The 1,840-nt window shown below is 35.3% G+C and carries 1 protein-coding gene; it reads right to left on the bottom strand.

What is annotated here, in order from left to right; all coding sequences use genetic code 11:
• Positions 1 to 79: 79 nt before the first annotated feature.
• A complete protein-coding gene (locus tag Q0E03_RS09040; protein WP_297131937.1) occupies positions 80 to 1,651 on the bottom strand; it encodes a TFIIB-type zinc finger domain-containing protein in 1,572 nt (523 codons plus the stop codon).
• Between the last annotated feature and the right edge of the window lie 189 nt (positions 1,652 to 1,840).

Here is a 1,840-nt window from a genome sequence, read left to right as displayed (position 1 = left end):
ATACCTTTTGCTGAAAAATAACCATGTAAAAAAAGGCTATTGCGTAAAATTGCTTACGCAGTAGCCTTTTTAGGTTGAATTAGAATGGATTTTGCCAAGGCATTACTGTATTCCAGTCATCGCTTTCTTCATATGGTCCTAATTCCCTTCCTTCATGTCTTATCTCTATTCTTTGACCAAATTCATTGGTTGCATTCTCATAGATTGACGTATTTCTAGGAATATACTTATAACCGTTAACCCAGATTCCCAAAACATTTCCATTCTCTTCCGCCTGTATTGTTATATGAATATTTGCCGGTAATTCCAATCGCCTTGCTTTAGCACGATTTTCCGAAGAAACAATTCTATCGTAAACAACTTCATAAGAAATTTTTCCATCAAGATTTTTAGCGGTAGGAACCTTTTTACGTGCAAAATTCAGCTTATAATATTCCTGCATAATATCATAAGGCAGAAATGTTTTCGTTAAAGCTATAGCTTCAGCTAAAGATACCTGTTTTTCATCTCGTAACTTAGCTAAATCAAGGAAAATGACAAAGACATAATCACTTTTATCTGCACGACTCATGCTTTCTACAGACAGTAAACATTTTTTGCCTTTTATCCCATATTTTTCATTTGTACTCGTCTTATTAAAATAAACAGCTTCCTCAATGAACTTCTTGCCAAAGGTCAGCATATCATCATAATTGTCTAAAAGACGCGGATGTTCAGAAGAGGACAACAGCTCCCAGCTTTTTTGCAAATACGGTGGCTCCTTAGGTGCCTGATGCCAATTTGCAGGTTTCCATTCCGTAAATTTATAGTTATTGTCCAATCGTCCGCCTAACTGTTCCAGCCGTATCGCAATACGTATATTCTCTACTCGGTTGTTTTTATCTGCTTTAAATCTTATCGTAATACTTCCCGGATAGCCATGTACCATATAATTAGACAGATATCTTTCTTTTAAACGATATCTGATATCATAATACCTTTCATGATTTGCAGCACTCAAATTATCTGCACGCTTTGTTTCATCAAGCTCATAATACTCGTCCATTATCTCCCAAGGGATAAATGTTTCCGCTATATCTACTGCTTCATCAATCTTAATATTATTTGTTTCCTGCGCATTAGAAAGATATATTTTGATGTCCTTTACTCTAGCACTGGCATCAGTATAATCTTTATACACAGTATCAGACATCGTCTTAATATAAAGAACAGTCTTATCATCGTATTCAGAAGGATGCAACTTAACAATATTCCCTTGTCCCTCGTAAAATTTTTTCACATCAGCTCTGGAAGAAAACAGTTTGGGATGATTGGCTTTAGTAAGCAATTCTTTTACTTCATTTTTTTGTGCCACAACAGGAGAAGTTATTTCTTTATCATCACCCAAAAACATGCAGCTGCCAAATAACATAATAAACCCAACCAAGATAAACAGCAGAGTTTTTAAGCCGGAACCTTTGGATGCCGGAGTATTTTCTGTAGAATCCGCAAAATCATCAAAACTTATATTATAATTATAGTTATAAATAATATAGTTACCATCATTTGCAAGAACATATTTTGTTCCGCAATGTCTGCAAGTGTATATATTGTCCTGATAACTAAAATCACTGCTGCCGCAGTTTTCGCAAACCAGTTTTTTTAATTCCATCTCAGCACCTCAAAACTTAGCATATAAGCATCTGTTTCTAACTTATTACCATGCCTTACACTATTATTATACAACGTCAAGCATAATAAATCCTCTTCAGAAAATATTTATATGCTACAGCTCCCCTGCCCACAAAAAAAGGACTGCCTTTCGCAAATGCGTCCAGCAGCCATAAAATAAGGGAAAGCG

Source organism: uncultured Eubacterium sp. (assembly GCF_934525195.1).
Taxonomy (GTDB): Bacteria; Bacillota; Clostridia; order Oscillospirales; family Acutalibacteraceae; genus Eubacterium_R.
Note: the sequence above shows the minus strand (reverse complement) of the source record. Positions and strands in the feature narration are given on the sequence as shown.